The organism is Marinomonas polaris DSM 16579 (assembly GCF_900129155.1).
Classification (GTDB): Bacteria; Pseudomonadota; Gammaproteobacteria; order Pseudomonadales; family Marinomonadaceae; genus Marinomonas; species Marinomonas polaris.
Map to the genome: position 1 here is coordinate 105,739 of NZ_FQVF01000015.1, position 16,215 is coordinate 121,953.

Below are 16,215 nucleotides of genomic sequence, written 5' to 3' on the forward strand. Positions count from 1 at the left end.
CTGAAAAAACTCCAGTGGTTGATTATTGACGGTCATATAATCAAAATGGGAGGACGCTATTACCCAGCTTGCAAGGTACTTAATGCATCAACAATAGATTGGCAGCCTTTTTTAATTTGCTCGATAGAGCAGGCAAATGAGATACGCAAATAAGGCGACATACCATAGGCACTACCAGATACCGTTGCGACATTAGCTTCTTCTAGTAAAAAATTCACAATATCGTTATCTGTAACCAATACTCGCCCTACAGCCGTTTTACTGCCGATGATCTTCTCTAAGTTAAGGAACAGATAAAAAGCCCCTTCAGGCTTATGTATCTCACTTAAAAAGCTAGATGAAGATAGAATAGCAACAGCGGTGTCTCTTCTAACCTGAAAACTATCGCGCATTACAATGGAAGGCTGACTGTCACCAAAAGCAACTTTTGCCGCCTCTTGGCTTATAGAGCTTGGGCAGGTAGTTGTTTGTGATATGAGTTTTTTGATCGCTGAAACCAGTGTTTTCGCCCCTGCACCAAACCCTATACGCCACCCAGTCATAGCGTAGCCTTTAGATGCCCCATTCACTATCAAGGTTCGTTCTTTTAAATCAGGAGCAACATTAATGAGGGAAATATGCTTCGCAGGTGGATAAACAAATTTTTCGTAAATTTCATCCGACAAAATTAGTACGTGTTCATGTTTCCTCAGTACATCGGCGATCGACTGTAACTCTGCTTCTGTATAGACAGCCCCAGTTGGATTTGAAGGTGAGTTCAAAACAACCCATTTGGTTTTCTGAGTTATATTTTTTTCTAGTTCTGTCGATGTTAACTTCAAACTAACAGGGTCTGGTTGAACGATAATTGGTTCGCCACCGCAAAGCGATGCAATATCTGGATAAGATACCCAATAAGGTGCTGGAACAATCACCTGATCACCAGGATCAATTGTTGCTAAAAAAGTGTGGTAGATAATATGTTTACCGCCACTTCCGACGATCACCTCGTCTGTGCTGTAGGCTAATTCGTTGTCTCGTTGTAACTTTTCACATATCGCCTCACGAAGATCAAGGTTTCCTTGAGGATTTGAGTAATGGGTTTTTCCCATTGTTATCGCTTTAATAGCTTCCAGAGAGGCTGCATCAGGGGTGTTAAAGTCAGGCTCGCCAATTGAAAAATTGACGATATCTCTCCCTTCTGAGATCAGCTTTTGGGCAAGTGCTGCTGTATTTAAGCTTGCCGATTCATTAAGGTTATTTACTCTTTGAGATAACACGTTCGATATCATTTTATATTCCTGCTTTATTTAGAATCAAATCAACCCAATCCATTCTGTTCGTATTGATTTGATCAATAATCCCTTCTTCTTTCTTAAGAATCTCTAGAGACTTTTGTATGATTTCATCTACTTGTTCAGGCGAAAAAGACACAACACCATCATCATCAGCAACAATAAAATCGCCATTACAAACAACATGACCACCAATAGAAACGGGAACACCTATTTCACCCGGTCCATTTTTAAAAGGACCAAAATGGGTTGTATCGCGGGCGTAAACAGGAGTATTCCTAAAGGCTTCCACATCTCTAATCGCACCATCTATAACAAAACCTTCACAGCCATTTTTAAGCCCTTGGAGCATAATCAACTCGCCCATCAGAGCGTTATTTACTGCGCCTCGACCATCAACAACAAGCACATCTCCTTTTTGCACAAGTTTGAGTGCTTTATAAACATACAAGTTATCACCAGGACTACACTTTATCGTTAATGCTCGGCCAACTAACTTCAAACTATGTTGGTGATATTTTTTCAACCCACTAATGCCGCGATTTCTTCCCAGAGCATCACTAATAACCGTAGTCGGTATGCTCTTAAGCTGATCAATGGCTGACGGTATATTGTTTTCCGTATTCATAATGTCATTCTCTATAGATTGCGATGAATCGAGTCAGAGTCACATTTTTTGCGCATCAAAAAAAGGGAGTTTTTCGCATTCTAAATAGTGACAAAAAGGAATATTAAAAACAAAAATAACATTCTAAAAACTACTACTAATATATCTATTTAAATCGTTTTTCTTAGCATGAAAATACTGCTTGAATCGAATACAGCTCTAAAAAGCTACCACGATAACTACAAAGTAGGTACTGACATGAAAAACATCAGCAAATATCTATCAGGAACAATATTAGGACTTAGCATTGCTGCAGCGTCTGGAACAGCAAGTGCAGAAAGCTACGTAACGATAGGAACAGGTGGACAAACAGGCACCTATTACGTAGTAGGACAAACGATTTGTCGATTGGTTAACAACTTAAAAGACTCAGATATAAAATGTAATGCGCCATCTACTGGTGGGTCCGTTGCAAACATTAACGGTATTCGCTCTGGAGATTTAGATCTTGGTGTCGCGCAATCAGATGTTGGCTTTAATGCCATGCTCGGTTTAAAACAATTTGACACTAAATTTGATGATCTAAGATCAGTGTTTTCCATGCATGGAGAACCACTGACTATAGTCGCAAGCACAAAGTCCGGTATCAAAAGCTTTGATGACTTAAAAGGTAAAAGGGTAAACGTAGGTAATCCTGGTTCAGGTCAACGAGCCACAATGGATACGCTTATGTCTTTTAAAGGACTAGATTTTGGTTACTTTTCTCTTGCCTCGGAGCTAACCAGCACAGAACAAAGCTCAGCATTAAGTGACAACAATATTGATGCTTTTACGATCGTCACAGGTCATCCTTCTGGCCTAATTCAAGAGGCAACAACAGTAACGGAGGCAAAAATCATCCCAGTGGAAGGGGATGACATTGATCAACTGATCAAAAAATACCCATACTATGCAAAAGCAACTATTCCTGGTGGACTATATAAAGGAAACCCAAATGACATAAACACCTATGGTGTTGTTGCTACCATAGTTACCGACAAAGACACTCCAGATGATGTCATATACGCCATAACGAAAGCGGTTTTCACTAATTTAGACAGAATAAAGAAAATTCATCCTGCATTTGCTCATTTAACTGAAGCGAATATGGTTGAAGACGGCCTATCAGCGCCATTACATGAAGGAGCTAAGCGCTATTATAGAGAACGCGGTTGGATAGAATAATCCTCATTAGCCTATCACTCTATGTGCGTACTAGACGCACATAGTTCTTTTTCATTATCGGATTGTTTTATGAGTAATATAAATAACGCTTCGCTCAATGAGCTTGTATATGCTGTTGATGTTGGAGCAAGACGTTTAGAAGGCGTGGAAAAAAAACTTCTAGTATTCCTAGCGGTTAGCTGGGCTATTTTCCAATTATGGATAGCCTCACCTCTCCCCTTCATACTTAATATCGGTATTTTTAGCAGTATAGAAGCCCGATATATTCATTTTACTTTTGCGTTATTTCTCGTCTTTATTGCTTTTCCTGCCACTGAAAAATCAAACAAGTTTCGCGTATCAGGATTAGATTGGCTATTTGCCTTAGTAGCCAGTTCAACAGGAGCTTATTTATATGTATTTTATGACCAATTAGCACAACGCCCAGGCAGTCCAATACTACAAGATGTGATTGTAGGCGGAATTGGATTGCTATTAGTCCTAGAGGCAACAAGGCGCTCACTAGGATTACCTCTAGCAAGCATAGCCCTAATTTTTATACTTTATTCCGTGTTAGGGCCTTATATGCCAAGCATGATTGCGCATAAAGGAGTAAGTTTTAATTCATTAATCAATCATCAATGGCTGACAACACAAGGCGTTTTTGGTATTGCCTTAGGAGTATCCACGAGTTTTGTTTTTCTCTTTGTATTATTCGGTGCGTTATTAGAAAAAGGCGGAGCAGGTAATTTTTTCATTAAAACGGCTTTTTCAGTATTAGGGAAATATTCAGGAGGTCCTGCAAAAGCCGCTGTAGTAGCATCAGGTCTGACTGGCCTTGTGTCTGGATCCTCTATCGCTAATGTTGTCACAACAGGCACATTCACCATTCCAATGATGCGTAAAGTTGGCTTCTCTGCAGAAAAGGCAGGGGCGGTAGAAGTTGCCTCATCGGTTAACGGTCAGATAATGCCGCCAGTAATGGGTGCCGCTGCATTCTTAATGGTTGAGTACATAGGAATCCCTTACAGCGAAGTGATTAAAAGCGCTTTTTTACCCGCGTTAATATCCTATATATCATTAATCTTTATTGTCCACCTAGAAGCACAAAAAATGGGTGCAGTTGGGATAAAGGACAACTCGAAATCTGTTAGCCTACTAATAAAAGCCAGTAAATTCCTATTTGGCTTCCTAGTAATGTCGGCATTGTCTTATCTTATTTATTTTAGTGTGTCCTGGGTAAAAGGTCTTTTCCATGACAGTGCCATATATATCATCCTATTAAGTATCTCAGCATCGTATCTCTACATTATTAAAGTCGTCTCTAGGTATCCGGATTTAGAAGAAGACGATTCCGATCTAAACGTACTGCCAAACTTCAAACAAACACTAATGAGTGGATTGCATTACTTGTTGCCCGTAGTGATTTTAATTTGGTGCTTAATGGTAGAACAAATGTCGCCTAGCCTTTCTTCTTTCTGGGCATCAAGCGCTATGATCTTTATCTTATTAACGCAAAAACCACTAAAGGCGGTGTTCCGAAAAGAAAAAATAGAATCGATTCTACAAAGTGTTCGTTCAGGTACAAAAGATCTTTTTGAAGCGCTTGAGGCTGGCTCAAGAAACATGATAGGTATTGCCGTAGCAACAGCAGCGGCAGGCATTGTAGTTGGTGCAGTTGCACAAACAGGAATTGGCTTAGTTCTGGCTGACCTCGTTGAGTATTTTTCCATGGGAAATATACTCATTATGCTGATATTAACCGCTCTATTATGCTTAATTCTTGGCATGGGATTACCGACTACAGCGAACTACATCGTTGTATCAGCCTTGCTGGCACCAGTAATAGTATCTTTAGGTGAGCAGAATGGACTCATTGTGCCACTAATTGCCGTGCATTTATTTGTGTTTTACTTCGGCATAATGGCAGATGTCACCCCTCCGGTTGGGTTGGCCTCTTTTGCGGCTGCTGCCGTTGCAAAAGGAGACCCTATAAAAACAGGCTTACAAGCTTTCAAATACAGCCTTAGAACAGCCTTATTACCATTCATCTTTATTTACAATACTGATCTTTTGTTGATCGATGTCACTTGGTATTGGGGAATAATCATCTTTTGCGTTTCAACTATTGCAATGATGGCTTTTTCCTCAGGAATGCAAAACTATTTAATTGTAAAAAACAAATGGTATGAAAACCTTGCTTTCCTACTCATTGCCTTCACGTTGCTACGTCCTGGATTTTGGCTTGATCTAGTGTACCCACCGTTTCAATCAGTACCGCTTCAAAACATAGAGAGTACTTATGATTCAATGGATCGCGACCACTATCTAAAGTTGCAAATAGACGGTTTTGATAAAGTTGGTGAGAAAGTAACCTTCTTCACATTGCTACCAAAAGAAATAGATAAGGTAGGTAAAGTCGAACACTTTGAGGATTTAGGATTAAACCTAATATCCAAGGATGATGGGCTATTGATTGACACTGTCAGTTTCGCCTCCCCTGCTGAGAAACTAGGTTTTGAGTTTGACCAAAAAATCATATCGGTCGGTATTAATTCCGAACGACCAAGCAAAGAACTTTTTTGGATTCCAGCATTCTTGATGTGTATTTTTATTTATTACAATCAATTAAGGAGAAAAAGGTCTGGTAAGTCCAAATAATCTATTACAGGAATGACCGAATTCATCAGGGGTAAACATGTTGTGGAAGGACGTCACTGAACACATTATTTGATGGAAGAGAATTAGGATTTAGCCCAGTCCGAGCTGGCAGACACCAACTAAAATAAGGAGTCTGTCAGATCAAGGTAGAAACTAGTTCAACGATAAAAAACTAGCACAACGATAAGGTAGTGGCCCGTTTTACTAGGCCACTACAGTTGGATCCATTCAGCGAACTCGCTTTGAGTATGGAATAACTTGTTCGTTGATATTGATATCGCGAACATCATTCACCCCAACAAGTGCCATATTACGCATCATTTCGGATTTCAATATGCCCAGTGCGTGCTGTACACCAGCTTCGCCGGCAACAGAAGAAGCATAGGCAAACGGGCGGCCAGCAAAAACGAAAGACGCCCCAAGAGCCAACGCTTTAATAACATCTCCACCACGACGAATGCCGCTATCCATCATAACAGGAATGTTGGGGCAGGCTTGAACAATAGCAGGCAATGCATGAAGAGGAGCGATTGCACCATCCAGTTGACGCCCACCATGATTGGAAACAATGATACCGTCTGCGCCTATTTCAACTGCTTTCCGGGCATCTTCTGGATTGAGAATACCTTTAATCACAAATGTCCCTTTCCATAACTTACGAATTCTTTCTACATGAGACCAGTTTAGATGATCACGAAATGAAAAATCACGCTCGACAGTAGGTGATAAAATAGGAGCTCCACGATGAGCGTAACTGTTCTCAAAATGTGGAATACCATGAAAAGTTATTGTTTTTAAGAAGGTCCCAATAGACCATCGCGGATGAAGTATTCCGTCAAGCAAGAGGCGAAAACTAGGCTTAAGTGGAGTGCTGAAGCCTGCACGGACATTATTCTCTCTATTGGCTGGAACACAAGTATCGACAGTCAAAACTAATGTTTTAAAGTTGGCCTTTTCAACACGTTGCAGTAGAGCATCGATATTTGCATCATCACCGGGCAAGTAGGCTTGAAACCAAGCGTCTGGATTGGCTTTAATTACCTCTTCTAAGCGAATGAGAGAAGTGCCGCTCAATATCATAGGTACGTTTTCTTGCGCCGCTCCTTTCGCTAACACAATATCGCCTCGATAAGCATAGAGAGCACTTAAGCCAATCGGCGCTATACCGAAAGGTGCCGCATAGGTCTTTCCAAATAACTCGGTTGTCGTTGTTCTTTTAGAAACATCATTTAGTACACGAGGTAAAAACTCGTAATCATCAAAGGACTCTCGGTTGCGTTTTCGAGAAACATTGTTCTCTGCCGCACCAGAAATATAACCAAATATAGGGCGTGGTAGCAGCTTTTTTGCTTCAATTTCAAAATCGTCCAAGCTTAATACACGAGAAAGTAACCGAGTTGTTCTTTTGGAGGGCCCAGAATAAACTGTATTAATCGTGGTTTTATTTGTTTTTATAGACTCATTGCTGGACATCTTAATCTCCGAACTTCATTGATAGGCTTGATCAGAACTGATGAAAGTATTTAGGCTTTAGTCGATTCACTGCTTCATCGTGCCAAGGATGTTTTTTTAAGCATCGCATTGAGTACATCGATGGTTCGATGCTGAGAAATGCTAATCGAAAGAGCAGACTTTGGCTGATCTGCCCTTTCAATCATTAAGCCTTAGATAGTTATTCTTTAAAAAACTATCTATTTAAAATACCAAGTAAAATCATACTTCCTTAAAGTGAATTGCGCTTAAGAAATACTTCCCATACTTCAGGATTGATTAATCGAGACGGCTTGTTTCCGTCTAGTATTTCTCTAATTTGTAACGCTCCTTGTGATGCGACATTATAGCGACCTTCATGAGATACACCTGCCGTATGATAGGTCGCAACTACATTGGGTAGAGATAATAAAGGATGATCCAACGCTGGAGGCTCCTCTTCCCATACATCTAATCCTGCGCCACTTAAATGCTCAGTACTTAATGCTTGGTATAAGGCAGATTCATCATGAATACCTCCACGGGCAGTGGTGACAAACTGAGCGCCTTTTTTCATCTTTGAGAATGCCTCTGCATTGAACATATTTCGCGTTGAATTGTCCTTTGGGCAATGAAGTGAAATTATGTCTGACTCATTGAGTAGCTGTTCCCAATCTACTGAAGTAGCTCCTCTCGATGTCATTTCTTCGGAGGTAAGATACGGATCAAAAGCAATGACCTTCATACCAAATGCGTTAGCCAGTTTCGCGGTAGCCGATCCCGCATACCCTAAACCAACAATCCCTAAAACGCGTCCACAAAGGTCATGTCCCATAAGCTCTTCTCGACTAAACCCTCGTCGACTTTTTAGAACTCTATCGGATTCTGTTATTCGTCGTGACACAGAAAGCATCAAGCCAACAGCCATTTCAGCTACTGAAGTAGCATTGATGCCCATTTGCCCAACGACAGCCACACCAGCCTTTGTACAGGCTTCGACATCAATAGTGTCATAACCAGCGCCAGTGGAAGAAACACATATCAGGTTTGGACATTTAGCCAGTAACTCCTTACTGACTCGCCATTTGGGAGGAATTTCATCTAACGTCGGGCGTAAATGTAATACATCCACTGTTTTTAGTTTAGCCCACACACTTTCTTCGCTGTCGTTAAAGTCGATAACTTCAAGTTTTGTATCAGAGCGTTCGTTTATTATTTTGTCGAAAATTGGATTAATCCATGCCTCAAATCTGGCAACTACTCTTTCTTGGCGCATTTTTAATACCCTCATAACTTATTGTTTTTATTCGAAAACGCAGCCACGTGCTTTCAAGGCATTGACGACCCAACTGCGATCAACGCTTCCGTCTTCTATCGCTGCGATTTCAACTTGTTCTGCAGCATATTTCGCTTGAGCAGCAGCCAAAATGGCTTCAGCATGATCAATACTTACAGACAGTACGCCATCTCCATCGGCTAAAATTAGGTCGCCAGCTTCGATAACCATTCCGTCAATGCATATAGGTGTGTTTATCTCTCCTGGACCATCTTTGTAGGGACCTCGATGAGAAACGCCTGTTGCGAAAAGAGGCAACCCCATTCGTCGAATTTCAGCCGCATCACGAATCGCGCCATTAATAATTATTCCAGCTACGCCCTTTTTTATAGCAAGAGCAGCCATGATTTCTCCCATCATTGCATTTGTCTGATCGCCGCCAGCATCAACAACAATGATATCTCCCGGTTCAGCGATATCAATCGCATGGTGTAAGACCAAATTATCGCCAGGGCGAGTACGAACGGTTAAAGCGGCGCCTGCGATAACTTCTGTTGAATCATGAATAGGGCGAATGTTGGATCCACCTGCAAATAAGCGGTTCATGCAGTCGCTAACGTTAGCAACAGGAAGGCTTTTAAAGCTGGCTACGATGCGGCTATCAATTTTTCTTTTGCGATTTTTGATTTGGAAACCAATGTTGTTCATTTTTCAATTCCTATGTGGTGTTTTTATTTTAAGACTCGTCAACATATCTCAGCGTGCTAAGTCATGTTTTCATTACTCGACTACTCACCAACAATAATCACCGGAAAGCCTTGTTGGTAAGAATGAATTCATACAACATCAAAAAAAGTACTAAAAAAATACAAACAAAATACATTTATCGCAATCTATTTATAATAAAGAGATATAAAAAACACAAAAACAATAACCAAGTGATTGAATTATAATGAAAAAAATAAATAATCCTTTATTTTTGTCATTTCTATTTACTTCGTTCACTGCACGGAACTATACTGAAACCGTATACGAAAACACATTTATTAGAGAACCTAAGCATCTTTAATAAATTGTTTTTTGTATTGCCTAAACTAAAAAAACGATAGGAAACAAAGATGAAAATAATAAAACCTAGAGTTGGTATGTTTTTGAAAACGCTCAGCCTGACTATGTTATGTAGCGCCTCTATCTCAGCAATGGCTGATTATCCAGAGCGTCCAATTAAAATGATCGTTGCCTACGGTGCAGGTGGCGGAACGGATATTGCGGCTAGAACATTGGCACCCTATATCGAAAAATACATGGGTGAAAACGTCTCTATAGTGATCGAGAATAAACCCGGTGCTGGCGGAGAGATTGGTTTTACTCAGTTAGCGAACTCTTCTCCTGATGGATATACGATAGGCTTTGTTAATACGCCTAACCTCATTACGATCCCGATTCAACGTAAAGCTCGATACAGCCTCGCAGACTTTACGCCAATAGGTAATGTTGTTGATGATCCAGGCGCTTTCAGCGTATCTATCAACAGCCCAATAAAATCATTAGGTGATTTAGTTAGTTATGCAAATAAAAATCCAGGCAAACTTACCTATGGAACAACGGGTATTGGTGGAGATGATCATTTGGCTGCACTGGCTTTTGAAAAACAAACAAATATTAAAATGAAGCATATTCCATTCAAAGGATCGGCTGATGTAAGAACCGCTGCACTTGGTGAACATATTGACTTGGCAAATATGAATATGAGTGAAGCCATTGCAGATGGCCAAGAAGGAAACTTACTAATTTTAGGACAAATGGGAGAATCCCGTTGGAGCGAAGCGCCAAATGTACCTACTTTTATGGAGCAGGGATATGACGTCGTTTCAGGGTCAATGCGCGGTTTGGCGGCTCCAGCAGGGTTACCAAGTGACATTCAAAAGAGACTAGAAAAAGCACTAGAACAGGCTGTTAGTGACCCTGAATTTGTTGCTAAAGCAAAAGAACAAAACCTTCCCCTATCCTATATGAACAGCAATGACTTTGGCGCCACATTGCAGCGTTTACATGATACCTACAACGCTATTTGGACGGCAGAACCTTGGATTAAAGGTTAAACGCTAAAGTATTCAATGAAGAGAGATATCGTGAACAACGGTATCTCTTTCTTTTTTGTGGGGAAATATATGAATAAAGCAAAAGTTGAACTTCTGTCTAGCACAGTAGTAACGATCTTTTCAATTTTCGGGCTCATAGAAGCATGGGGCTATAGCGCAACCTCAGGATTCTTACCCAGAATAGTGCTGTTCATCATGTTGGCATTATCTTTAATTTGGATTGCTCAGTCCTTAAGATCAATCTTTAAACTCAAGAATCAAGAGAAAACAACAGACTTCGAATGGAGGAAGTTTTTTCTAATCGTTTCCTCTAGTTCCTTATTTGTATTAGGTATTAGTTATCTTGGAGTCATTACGAGTTCTGCCATATTTACTCCATTACTGGCTCTTGGGCTTGGCTATCGAAATGTAAAAAACGTAATCATTGCGGCAGTCGTTTTTTGCACCTTAATTTATGTGGTCTTTAGGGTTGTGTTGAGAATACCTCTGCCACCTGAAGCCATTTCAGTTCTATTAATGGGGTAATTGTTATGGAATCTTTCACTCACATATATGATGCATTCTTCATTGTATTTACTATTCCAGTAATGATTTCAATGATAATTGGTACGGCTGTGGGGATCGCAATTGGTGCCTTGCCAGGGCTAAGTGCTACGATGGGAATTGCAGTTCTTATACCTTTGACATTTACCATGGAGCCACTTGTCGCACTAGGTATGATTGCAGGCATTTATAATGGAGCAATGTACGGCGGTTCGATTCCGGCTATTCTATTAAGAATTCCTGGGACGCCTGCAGGTATTGCAACAGTTTTTGATGGATATCCCATGGCACAACAAGGAAAAGCAAAGCTGGCATTGCGGATCTCATTGACCTCCTCCTCTATTGGTAGTGCTGTTAGTGCTCTTGCATTACTATTATTGGCACCACCACTAGCAAAAGTTGCTCTTCAATTTAGTCCTGCAAATTATTTCTGGCTGTCTGCATTCGGTCTAACTTCAATTGCTGTGCTTTTATCTAAGAACCCAATTAAAGGTTTAATTGCGGCATGCTTAGGCCTATTAATTGGCATGGTAGGCATTGACACCATGACAGGTGCAGAGCGATTTTCCTTTGATTCATTGGACTTACTTAGCGGCATTAATATCATCGTTTTATTAACTGGTTTATATGCTATCCCACCAGCAATTGAGTTGGCTTTCAGCTCAATGAAGAACATCAAACCTATCGCTCAGCAAAATGAAAAAGACGATGACTTTCGCTGGAGCAAACTCATTCCCGTATGGTTTAAATCATCCATTATTGGTGTTATCGCAGGGATTATACCAGCGGTTGGGGGGAATATTGCTGCATTACTTGCTTGGAACGAACAGCGAAGATCCGACCCTGATAAAGATAAATATGGCAAAGGTGCACCTGAAGGGGTTGCTGCAGCAGAATGCGCTAATAATGCGGATACAGCAGCGACTTTAATTCCAGCCCTTACTTTGGGGATACCTGGCAGTGCGGTTGCCGCAGTTATTTTGGGAGCATTATTAGTACATGGTTTATTGCCTGGCCCTCAACTCTTTAGAGAGAATGCTGAAATAACCTATGGGTTCATGATTACTATGCTTGTTACATCGGGACTGATGTATATACTGGGACGTTTTGGTTCAAGAGCATTTATTCATATACTAAAACTACCCGCTAGCTTATTAGCCCCAATGATAATTTCGTTGTCGGTTCTTGGTATCTACGCCTTACATAATAGCTTCTTTGAAGTTTGGTTGATGTTATGTTTCGGGGTGCTTGGATTAGTAATGGAACGTCTTGAAATACCAACAGCTCCTACCGTCTTAGCCGTTATTTTAGGCCCTATGGCCGAAGAGTCGTTAAGACGAAGCATATTAATGTCAGATGGCCAGTATGATGTATTGTTTGAAGGTGGAATCTCTTGGATTTTGATCGGGCTAATCGCAATGACGTCACTAACGCCTGTAATTAAAAAGATGCTAGTACGGTTTAGAGGCTCGCGCGATGGAGCAACAATAAAGTAACATAAGACTTAATTTGCTGTTTTTTTTGGATATCTATGAAAGTAAGTGAGTCTATATACATTGCTCTTCGTGATCGATTAATGTCTGGTTTTTATGAACCTGGAACGCGACTTGTTGAAGAAGCGCTAGCTTCTGAGTTAGATGCGAGTAGAACCCCAGTGCGTGCAGCTATTCAGAAATTGATTGCGGATGGTTTCCTTGAGCAGGCGCCTAAAAGGGGTGCTGTTGTTTCGATGGTAGGAAAATCTGAAATTGTAGATATCTACAACCTTCGAGTCGTTTTAGAAGGGCATGCGGTTTGCTTGGCATCTGAGAGAGTTAGTGAAAACTCATTGAATGCCATGAAAGAAACTGTAAACCGTATGGAACATGCTATTGATAACAAAAAAATCGGGTACCAAGAGGTACTTAAAGAAGCCAACCGTGATTTTCATTATTTGATTTATGAGTCCTCTTTAAACCCAATGATCCGGAGTTTTGGATCTCGTTTGCTTGAGTTTCCGCTGGTCATTGGTAGATATTATATTTATACGGATGAACAAGTCCGCAACAGTATCAAGGAGCACCGTCAAATTATTAAAGCTATCGAAACGGGTGATGCTCAGTGGGCAAAATCAAGTATAGAAAGCCACCTTATGGGTGCGTTAAATAGTTTTAAGAGAAAGCCTACGTAATATTTTGCATTGCCGCGAGATCGTGAAGAGTTGCTCATATTTAATACAAAAACAGCATAGGAGCTTAACTGCTCCCATGCTGTTTTTTTATAGTAGTAAATCAGCCCAATTGGTTTACTAAAGCGACAATGTCTTGCTTTGCTTTTTCGGCCGATAAGGCATGACGATCATCAGCAAACTCTTGATATTCCGAACCGATTTCGTAAAACTTATCAACGCCCAAGTACTTAGCCAACTCTTTGATGTGCGGACCAAGATGATTCATCTGTTCGCGTACACCACCAGCACCAAAACCAAACTCTCCAGATGAAGTTAATAAAACTAAGGTCTTTCCGGACAAGATAGGTTCAATCGGAAAATCCCCTCGCGCTAGGTCAAAGGTAAAGGTTTTATTCACTCTCAATATTTGATCAAACCACGCCTTTAATACCGCTGGCATGCCGTAGTTATACATAGGTGCGGTAATCACGATGACATCGGCATTAGACACTTCATCAAAATAAGTATCTGACTCAGCCAAGGCTAATTTCTGCGCCGTGCTTCTCTTTTGCTCTGGGGCGAACGCCGCCGCAATCCAACCCTGACAAATGAAGGTTGGTGGATTAAGACCGAGATCACGATAAACTACCTCGTCTTGATGATTTTTATTCAGCCATGTGTCTATAAAACAACGCCCAAATGACTTCGAAATCGAATTATAGCTTTGTGTTGAGTTATCAGTATGACGAACGCTTGAGTCGATATGTAGAATGGTTTTCATATTTTATGCCTCTTCCATTGATAGTTAGTAGGCATAGTGTGTTCGGCAATCGTTTTAGTGACAAATGGTCTTATTTTTTCTATAAAGTAGTTATTCTCATCCATAGAGTACCTTTATGTTTCAGCAACTTCCCTCTTTAAATGCTATCAAAGCCTTTGAATCCGCTGCTCGATTAAACAGCTTTAAAGACGCCGCTAATGAACTGAATGTGACGCCGACGGCTATTTCTCATCAAATCCGAACACTTGAAGACAGCTTAAAAATAAGATTATTTGAACGAAAAACGCGAGCGGTGACGTTAACAAAAGAAGGCGAATTACTGGCAGCGTCTGCCAACCAATCTCTGCAGGATTTACTCTCAACCATTAATCAATTGAAAGGCTCTCCTCGAACATTAACCATCAGCACGACCAACTCGTTTGCAGCCATGTGGTTAGTCCCAAACCTTGCTGGCTTTCAGCAACAGCATCCTGGCATCGATATTCAAATAAGAGCAGAAGAATCTCTTATAGATATGGAACATGATAGACGTGTCGATATGGCGATTCGTTACGGGGAGCCACCTAAACAACTTGAAACCAAGGCACTTATTCATCAACCTTTAATTCAAGAGTCAATTGGCTTCTTTGCGACACCAGACTATTGGAAAAAACACAGTAAAAACACGTCTGAGGCCGTATTCTTCTGCACTCAATGGAAGAACTCAAAGTTACCGAACTTAGGGATAGAAGAAACGATAAAAAGCATCGTTGAAGACACTCAACCTAATATTCGCTATTTCCATGACGAAAACCTAACCGCTCAGGCGGCACTTTCTGGACAAGGCATTGCCATCATCAGCCACCTTGCTGTCGAAAACTCGATTAAAAATGGCTGGTTAACCCAAGGCACGGACAAAATGGCAACACCTATCACTGGTTTACATTACTACTTGGTTATACCCAAGCGGATACAAACCAACCAAGCTGCAATTCGTTTTAAAAAATGGTTGCAATCAACGTTGGCCAAAAATAAGCCCGTGAATTAGCCCCTAATCACTTATCTTCTTATAAAAATATTTACGACAAGTGCTTTCATCCATTCGCTTGAGAACAAAGACTAAAACCCCAATCACTACCACTGCAAACACTATCCGTCCCCAGAAAATAGTCATAAAGTCCGCGCCAATTAACAGAATCAGCAGGGTATCTTCAATCAAGCTATGAAGCAGGTTGAGCAGCATCATGGCGACAAAAATATCCCGCGGAGAAATATGTCCTCGCTTTGCTTCATTAATAAGCAAACCGCCACCAAAGGAAACGCCTAGCGTGATACCAACAATCGTCAAATTGGTTGCTTCTCGGCTGATACCTAGTACAGATAAAATCGGCCTAAGCAATATTGCCATCAGCTTTTCGATGCCAAGTAATTTCAGCAAACGTAACAGAGTCATTAACGCAGCGATCACCACAAAAATCATCGCAAGACTTTGAAGTTGGCCAAGCGCCCACGCTATATAGCTAGGATCACTGGTTGGTGTATGTTTCCAAACAGTCTGCGCAGTTGTATTTAATAGATCTCCGCTTTGGTAAATGTGGTGAAGTATCCACCCCATTAATAAACCACCACCAAGACGAATCACCAATGTCGCAACAATACCTACTCCGGCTTTTTTAGCCACCGCCACTTCTACTGGCAATGAGTGTGCTAGCAGCAATAACGTTCCTAAAATAGAGACTTGAGCGACGGTTAGATTGGCATCCATACTCATAAATACCACAAGCCCAGCGTACATATTGGTAACCAGTGTGGTTGCCCACACCAAGCCCATCTCACTAGGCAGACCGACAAACGACATGACTGGGCTCAACCATTGGCTTAATAGCTCGATGCCACCAAGCTCTTCAACAATCTTGATGATAATAATCATGGGGATCATGATTTTATAAAGTGTCCATGTGACATTAAGAATTTCTTTCCACAGCCCATTCCATAAAAGCTCGTTCAAAAAAATCATTTTCTTATACATCGTCTTGCTCCAATAAATAATGGCGCAAATTCTATGTACATCTAGAGAAATATGTCGTTTTATTTATCTAATAAAAACCACTATTATTTCTAAAATATAAATCATCAAGAAACTTTAAATCAAAAAATATCAATATTGAGA

The 16,215-nt window shown here is 40.7% G+C and carries 14 protein-coding genes; 7 read left to right on the forward strand and 7 right to left on the reverse strand.

Going from position 1 to position 16,215, the window contains the following annotated elements:
* Positions 1-59 precede the first annotated feature (59 nt).
* Positions 60-1,271 carry a pyridoxal phosphate-dependent aminotransferase gene (locus BUA59_RS16075; RefSeq protein WP_072840695.1) on the reverse strand — a complete coding sequence of 404 codons (1,212 nt, stop codon included), beginning with the start codon at positions 1,269-1,271 and terminating at the stop codon, positions 60-62.
* A 1-nt stretch (position 1,272) separates the two neighbouring features.
* Complete coding sequence (locus BUA59_RS16080) at positions 1,273-1,902, reverse strand: RraA family protein (protein WP_072840696.1); 630 nt, start codon at positions 1,900-1,902, stop codon at positions 1,273-1,275.
* Between the two features lie 237 nt (positions 1,903-2,139).
* Here BUA59_RS16080 and BUA59_RS16085 point away from each other — a divergent pair, with 237 nt between their 5' ends.
* On the forward strand, positions 2,140-3,105 hold the full coding sequence (locus BUA59_RS16085) for a TAXI family TRAP transporter solute-binding subunit (RefSeq protein ID WP_072840697.1): 966 nt from the start codon (positions 2,140-2,142) through the stop codon (positions 3,103-3,105).
* Positions 3,106-3,174: 69 nt separating this feature from the next.
* A complete protein-coding gene (locus tag BUA59_RS16090; RefSeq protein WP_072840698.1) occupies positions 3,175-5,745 on the forward strand; it encodes a TRAP transporter permease in 2,571 nt (856 codons plus the stop codon).
* 228 nt (positions 5,746-5,973) lie between these two features.
* Here the strand turns inward: BUA59_RS16090 and BUA59_RS16095 are convergent, their stop codons facing one another.
* From BUA59_RS16095 to BUA59_RS16105, 3 genes are all read right to left on the reverse strand, one after another.
* Entirely contained in the window at positions 5,974-7,218 is a 1,245-nt protein-coding gene (locus BUA59_RS16095; RefSeq protein ID WP_072840699.1) for an alpha-hydroxy acid oxidase, read from the reverse strand.
* Positions 7,219-7,468: 250 nt separating this feature from the next.
* On the reverse strand, positions 7,469-8,491 hold the full coding sequence (locus BUA59_RS16100) for a hydroxyacid dehydrogenase (RefSeq protein ID WP_072840700.1): 1,023 nt from the start codon (positions 8,489-8,491) through the stop codon (positions 7,469-7,471).
* A gap of 27 nt (positions 8,492-8,518) precedes the next feature.
* Positions 8,519-9,199, reverse strand: a complete 681-nt coding sequence (locus tag BUA59_RS16105; protein WP_072840701.1) for an RraA family protein — start codon at positions 9,197-9,199, stop codon at positions 8,519-8,521.
* A 410-nt stretch (positions 9,200-9,609) separates the two neighbouring features.
* Here BUA59_RS16105 and BUA59_RS16110 point away from each other — a divergent pair, with 410 nt between their 5' ends.
* The 4 genes from BUA59_RS16110 (at position 9,610) to BUA59_RS16125 (ending at position 13,306) form a co-directional block, all read left to right on the forward strand.
* Positions 9,610-10,593: a tripartite tricarboxylate transporter substrate binding protein gene (locus BUA59_RS16110; RefSeq protein WP_072840702.1), complete on the forward strand. Its 984-nt coding sequence runs from the start codon at positions 9,610-9,612 to the stop codon at positions 10,591-10,593.
* Positions 10,594-10,623: 30 nt separating this feature from the next.
* Complete coding sequence (locus tag BUA59_RS16115; protein WP_175550787.1) at positions 10,624-11,118, forward strand: tripartite tricarboxylate transporter TctB family protein; 495 nt, start codon at positions 10,624-10,626, stop codon at positions 11,116-11,118.
* A gap of 71 nt (positions 11,119-11,189) precedes the next feature.
* On the forward strand, positions 11,190-12,632 hold the full coding sequence (locus tag BUA59_RS16120; protein WP_281251024.1) for a tripartite tricarboxylate transporter permease: 1,443 nt from the start codon (positions 11,190-11,192) through the stop codon (positions 12,630-12,632).
* A gap of 35 nt (positions 12,633-12,667) precedes the next feature.
* Positions 12,668-13,306 carry a GntR family transcriptional regulator gene (locus tag BUA59_RS16125; RefSeq protein ID WP_072840704.1) on the forward strand — a complete coding sequence of 213 codons (639 nt, stop codon included), beginning with the start codon at positions 12,668-12,670 and terminating at the stop codon, positions 13,304-13,306.
* Between the two features lie 100 nt (positions 13,307-13,406).
* Here the strand turns inward: BUA59_RS16125 and BUA59_RS16130 are convergent, their stop codons facing one another.
* Positions 13,407-14,066, reverse strand: coding sequence for an FMN-dependent NADH-azoreductase (locus BUA59_RS16130; RefSeq protein ID WP_072840705.1), 660 nt, complete (start codon positions 14,064-14,066; stop codon positions 13,407-13,409).
* Between the two features lie 115 nt (positions 14,067-14,181).
* On the opposite strand from BUA59_RS16130, the gene BUA59_RS16135 reads away from it, so the two are divergent.
* Entirely contained in the window at positions 14,182-15,093 is a 912-nt protein-coding gene (locus BUA59_RS16135) for a LysR substrate-binding domain-containing protein (RefSeq protein WP_072840706.1), read from the forward strand.
* 3 nt (positions 15,094-15,096) lie between these two features.
* Here BUA59_RS16135 and BUA59_RS16140 read toward each other — a convergent pair whose 3' ends face one another.
* Positions 15,097-16,074, reverse strand: coding sequence for a hypothetical protein (locus BUA59_RS16140; RefSeq protein ID WP_072840707.1), 978 nt, complete (start codon positions 16,072-16,074; stop codon positions 15,097-15,099).
* Between the last annotated feature and the right edge of the window lie 141 nt (positions 16,075-16,215).

Bases quoted from the DNA above. Each gene is read 5' to 3' on its own strand.
- BUA59_RS16075 (WP_072840695.1), bottom strand. From the start codon at position 1,271: ATGATATCGAACGTGTTATCTCAAAGAGTAAATAACCTTAATGAATCG.
- BUA59_RS16140 (WP_072840707.1), bottom strand. From the start codon at position 16,074: ATGTATAAGAAAATGATTTTTTTGAACGAGCTTTTATGGAATGGGCTG.
- BUA59_RS16130 (WP_072840705.1), bottom strand. From the start codon at position 14,066: ATGAAAACCATTCTACATATCGACTCAAGCGTTCGTCATACTGATAAC.
- BUA59_RS16120 (WP_281251024.1), top strand. From the start codon at position 11,190: ATGATAATTGGTACGGCTGTGGGGATCGCAATTGGTGCCTTGCCAGGG.
- BUA59_RS16100 (WP_072840700.1), bottom strand. From the start codon at position 8,491: ATGCGCCAAGAAAGAGTAGTTGCCAGATTTGAGGCATGGATTAATCCA.
- BUA59_RS16080 (WP_072840696.1), bottom strand. From the start codon at position 1,902: ATGAATACGGAAAACAATATACCGTCAGCCATTGATCAGCTTAAGAGC.
- BUA59_RS16090 (WP_072840698.1), top strand. From the start codon at position 3,175: ATGAGTAATATAAATAACGCTTCGCTCAATGAGCTTGTATATGCTGTT.
- BUA59_RS16125 (WP_072840704.1), top strand. From the start codon at position 12,668: ATGAAAGTAAGTGAGTCTATATACATTGCTCTTCGTGATCGATTAATG.
- BUA59_RS16110 (WP_072840702.1), top strand. From the start codon at position 9,610: ATGAAAATAATAAAACCTAGAGTTGGTATGTTTTTGAAAACGCTCAGC.
- BUA59_RS16135 (WP_072840706.1), top strand. From the start codon at position 14,182: ATGTTTCAGCAACTTCCCTCTTTAAATGCTATCAAAGCCTTTGAATCC.
- BUA59_RS16085 (WP_072840697.1), top strand. From the start codon at position 2,140: ATGAAAAACATCAGCAAATATCTATCAGGAACAATATTAGGACTTAGC.
- BUA59_RS16095 (WP_072840699.1), bottom strand. From the start codon at position 7,218: ATGTCCAGCAATGAGTCTATAAAAACAAATAAAACCACGATTAATACA.
- BUA59_RS16105 (WP_072840701.1), bottom strand. From the start codon at position 9,199: ATGAACAACATTGGTTTCCAAATCAAAAATCGCAAAAGAAAAATTGAT.